Genomic DNA, 4728 nt, shown 5'->3' on the forward strand with positions numbered 1-4728 from the left:
TTACTGCGATGTCGATCCGATGTTCGGCACGCTCGAGGATTTCGATGCGCTGGTCGCCGAGGCGCATCGTCTCGGCCTGAAGATCGTCATCGACCAGGTGCTGTCGCATTCGTCCGACAGGCACGACTGGTTTGTCGAAAGCCGCGCCAGCCGCGATAACCCCAAGTCGGACTGGTATGTCTGGGCCGATGCCAAGCCAGATGGCGGGGCACCCAACAACTGGCTTTCCGTGTTCGGTGGCCCGGCCTGGGAATGGGATTCGACCCGCCGGCAATACTACATGCACAACTTCCTAGCCTCGCAGCCCGACCTGAATTTCCACAACCCGGAGGTCCAGGACGCGCTTCTCGACACGGTGCGGTTCTGGCTGGAGCGCGGCGTCGACGGCTTCCGGCTCGATACGGTCAATTACTATGTCCACGACCGCTGGCTGCGCAGCAATCCGCCCCTGGCGTCGAGCGTCGCCGGCACCAACGGCGAGACCAACACCTACCTCTACCAGGAGCATCTGTTCGACAAGACGCAGCCGGAAAACCTGGCGTTCCTGCGCCGCTTCAGGGCGCTGCTCGATGAATATGACGACCGCGCCGCGGTTGGCGAAATCGGCGATGAAGGCCGCTCGCTGCAGACGCTCGCGGCTTACACCTCAGGCGGCGACAAGCTGCATATGTGTTACACCTTCGACCTGCTCGGTCCGCAGTTCTCGGCCGCGCATGTGCGTGGCTGCGTCGAAGCCTTCGAGGCGGCCGTCTCCGACGGCTGGGTCTGCTGGGCGTTCTCCAACCATGACGTGGTGCGCCATGTCAGCCGCTGGACAAGGCCGGGCAGCGATCCCGACGCCGTCGCAAGATTCTCGATCATGCTGTTGTCCTGCCTGCGCGGCTCGATCTGCCTCTATGAGGGCGAGGAGCTGGGCCTGGAGGAGGCGGAGCTGGCCTATGAGGATCTGCGCGATCCCGTCGGCATCCGCTTCTGGCCAGGCGTCAAGGGCAGGGATGGGTGTCGCACGCCAATGGTCTGGGAGGCCGGCGCCGACAATGCAGGCTTCTCCACGGCCAGGCCCTGGCTGCCGATACCGGCCAGCCATCGCACCCGCGCGGTCGACGTCCAGAATGCCGACACGGCCTCGGTGCTGAAGTCCTATCGGACCACGCTGGCCTTGCGCGGGAAGCATGAGGCGCTGGTATCAGGCTCGATCCGCTTTCTCGACGCCGAGGGTGACGTGCTGGCTTTCGTTCGCGAGGGCGGCGGCGAAAGACTGCTCTGTGTCTTCAATTTTGCTGGAGGACCGGCCAATTGGCCGTTGCCGCAAGACTTAGGAGCGGTTACGGAACTTGACGGCGATGCCTCGCTCACCAGGGAGGTCGAGCTTTTGCTGCCGGGACTTGGATGCTTCCTCGGTAGGCTCGACTGATGCCTCGACTGCTCTACTGCACCAGCACGGAGCGTCCACAAGTCGCGCCGGTGACCCGGACATCCGCCTCGCCGAGACGCACGCCAAGGGCTCCAAGCAGGTTGGCAAGCAAGGTATCGATCGGGGCCGCCACGCTGTTCAGAAGTGCCACCACCGGCGGCTTCACAAATCCCAGAAGGGCGTCAAGATTCAGCGGCAGGCCGAGTAAATTCGCCGTCAGCGACAGGCCGCTGACCAGCGACGTAGTCAACGATTGGGTAAAATTTTGCGTGTAAGCGGTCCTTATCGTCTTGGCATCGATGTCGGCCTTGTTGAAAGTCAGCGTCGTCGCGGGGTTATTGGCCATGTTAAACGCCGCTGAGCCCACTACGGACACCACGGGGATGAGCAGAAGTTTCACGGCCGCGATTTCGGTGTTGGAAAACGTCTCCTTATTGGTGAAATCGGCAAAGCCGGCGCTGCTGCTGTCACCGAGATGTCCTTCGACGATACCGGGACGTGTAGCAACGGTGACCTTGATACTGTCAGGGCCTGTTGGACAACTTATGTCCATGAGCTTGGCCTCGGCATAGGCGACTTCGACATGCAGGGGCAAACTGACCGATACCAAGGTGATACCGCCTCCGACATTTTTGTTACCGCCCCCGATCTTCACTATTAGCTTGATGCGGGTCTGCGCCGTCCGCACAATGGCGCCGACCTCGCCAACCGCCAGCCATGGCGAGGATTGCGGCGGTTCGCCGATGGCGATGGCGAGCGTGGTCGACAGCACCCCCGGAATGGCGGCGCCGAGGGCGACGTCGACCTGCTTCGAACCGTTTGCCAGTCCGGCGGCGGCGGTCAGCATGCCCATCGCGCTGGCATCGACGCCAAGGCCGGCCGGCTTTTGACCGAGGCCCAACTTGCCGACGGAGCCGAGATCGATCAGATGACTGAGCGGGATCTGGACCGTACTGGTCGACTTGGAAGCGATCGTCTGCAGGGCGACCTTGGCCGTGTTGCCAAGCCCCGGCACATTGGCCATGGCCGTGGCGATCTGGCCGACGGTCGCCTTCGATGCCAGCACATCCGAATACGACACGCCGGTCAGGTTCAGCTGTGTGGCAAGGCCGTCGACGAAGGAGAGCACGCTCACATCGGCGGAGAGCAGCGCGTTGTAGTCCATGACGCTGAGCGAGATGTTGCTGCCGAGAAGTCCGCCGAGAAGCGCGTTGAGGATACCGCCATCGAGGCTGGCGAGCCTCGATCCGACCGAGAACGTCGCCTGCGGCGTCATGCTGGCGATGGCTTGGGTGCCGATGACGGGAGTTGGGATCAGCGAACTCGCGAAATAGCGGGCCGGGATCTTCTTCAGGGTGACATGGACGGCATTGTAGGGTGTTACGCTGGCCTGGAAACGCTGGCCCACATTGGCGCCGGATGCCACATATCGCCCGGGCGTGACCGTCACGACGGTTTTGCCGGCCGCCGGCTCGATCGTCTGTCCCGAGCTTTGAACGATAACCCCTGGCATGCCGTTGTCGGTCAGTGTGGTGACAACCGCGGTGTTGACATTGGTCATGTTCGAGGCGGCGGTGATCGCCGCCAGGTCCACCATTGCCTGGGCTTCGCGGCGCTCGGTGTAGATCGAGGCTTCGTCGATGGCCACCGCGGCCAGCGCCAGCGCCACCGGCGCGCTCAATGCCGCCATGACGGTGAAGTTCGCTTTCCTGTCACTCAGCATCAACCGGGCAAGCCGACCGATCCCATTGCACGCATGCAGCAGCATTCAAATGCCCCCGACCCTGATCGTTGACTGGCGCTTGATCGTGGTCCCGGGCATGGCTATGCCCGGGAAAAGGTTCCAGATCGGCAGGTTGCGGGCGTCGTACTGGATGGAAACCACGAACTGGCTTCCATCAGCCGTGCTGTCGTTGGCCTGGTAGGTCAACTTGCTGACATCCACGAAGGGATATCCGCCGGCATTGTTGGTGACGAAGCTGGCTACGAGCGTCTGGCGTTCGGTCTGGTTCAACCCGGCAATTGCCGTGCGGGCGGCATCCGCTGCGATCTGTTGGATCGAGTTGGCGGCGCCGAAGTATATACCATATGCAACCATTCCGAGTAGAAGAAGAATGAAAATCGGTGAAAGCAAGGCAAATTCGACCGCAGAAGTGCCGTGTTCTTCTTGAAGTTTCCGCATTAATTGACGGATTTTGGGCAATTTACTTGCTCTGTTACTCATAGCCGCCACGCGTCTGAAGTTCGAACCATATAGAAGGTACTCATAATGTAACCCCAGGTTGCTTAAGAACGCATTAAGACATTCCGGCAAACTGGCATGGCTCCGATTCGCGGTGAAAAATGGCGTCGAGGTGAAGAAACCAAGTCAAGCTTCTGGTTTCGGCTGCTGTTTCAGCGGCCACGCCATAGCTTTCGTCCGCCTTACTTTGGGTGACCCAGAGAGTCTGTTGAAATAAAAATTCTCCGCGTTAGTGTCTGGGCACGAGCCGCAGGACGGGAACCAGCGGCGCGCTCAAAGGGGTCAGATATCGGCTTCAGGGCGTCAACACTTAATAGGCGCGCCAACGGCAGCGCCGACAGGGAGAACTTCATGCTGAAAAACATGCTGAAGGCGACGGTGCTCGCCACGACCATGGCGCTGGCCGCCGGCACCTTCTACACGCCGGCTTTCGCCGAGACCGTCTATAACAGAGGCAGCGCCGCCGAAGCGGAGACGGTCGATCCGCACAAGACCTCGACCGTCTACGAAGCCGATATCATACGCGACCTGTTCCAGGGCCTGGTCATGCATGACCAGAAGACGAACCTCATTCCGGGCGCGGCCGAAAGCTGGACAGTGTCAGACGACGGGACTGTCTACACCTTCAAGCTGCGCAAGGATGGCCTCTGGTCGGATGGCAGCCCGGTGACGGCGGACGACTTCGTCTATTCGTTTCGTCGGCTGGAAGACCCGGCCACCGCTGCCGAATACGCCTCGATGCTGTACCCGGTGAAGGGTGCGGAGGACGTCAACACCAAGAAGGGCAAGCCGGAGGATATGGGTGTCAAAGCGATTGACGCAAATACCCTCGAAGTCACGCTGAAGGCGCCGACGCCTTACTTCCTGGAGATGCTGACCCACCAGGCCGCCTATCCGGTCAACAAGGCTTCGATCGACAAGCTCGGCGCCGACTGGATCAAGGCGGGTAATCTCGTTTCGAACGGCGCCTATACGCTGGCCGAGTGGATACCCAACGACCACATGAAGCTGGTCAAGAATCCGAAATTCTGGGACGCCGCGACCGTCAAGATGGACGTCGTCAACTATATCC

Annotated in this window: 4 protein-coding genes; 2 read left to right on the top strand and 2 right to left on the bottom strand. The window is 61.0% G+C overall.

Translation table 11 applies throughout. From position 1 onward, the window contains the following. A partial coding sequence (locus tag EN964_RS25055) for an alpha-amylase family glycosyl hydrolase (RefSeq protein WP_127276847.1) occupies positions 1-1414 on the top strand: 1414 nt, incomplete at its 5' end. Positions 1415-1427: 13 nt separating this feature from the next. Here the strand turns inward: EN964_RS25055 and EN964_RS25060 are convergent. Further along, positions 1428-3182, bottom strand: coding sequence for a TadG family pilus assembly protein (locus EN964_RS25060; RefSeq protein WP_127267928.1), 1755 nt, complete (start codon positions 3180-3182; stop codon positions 1428-1430). Next, positions 3183-3638, bottom strand: a complete 456-nt coding sequence (locus tag EN964_RS25065; RefSeq protein WP_373565073.1) for a TadE/TadG family type IV pilus assembly protein — start codon at positions 3636-3638, stop codon at positions 3183-3185. It abuts the gene before it with no gap. Positions 3639-4007: 369 nt separating this feature from the next. On the opposite strand from EN964_RS25065, the gene EN964_RS25070 reads away from it, so the two are divergent. Next, a partial coding sequence (locus EN964_RS25070; RefSeq protein WP_164775977.1) for a peptide ABC transporter substrate-binding protein occupies positions 4008-4728 on the top strand: 721 nt, incomplete at its 3' end.

Source organism: Mesorhizobium sp. M7A.F.Ca.CA.001.10.2.1 (genome assembly GCF_003998575.1).
Taxonomy (GTDB): domain Bacteria; phylum Pseudomonadota; class Alphaproteobacteria; order Rhizobiales; family Rhizobiaceae; genus Mesorhizobium.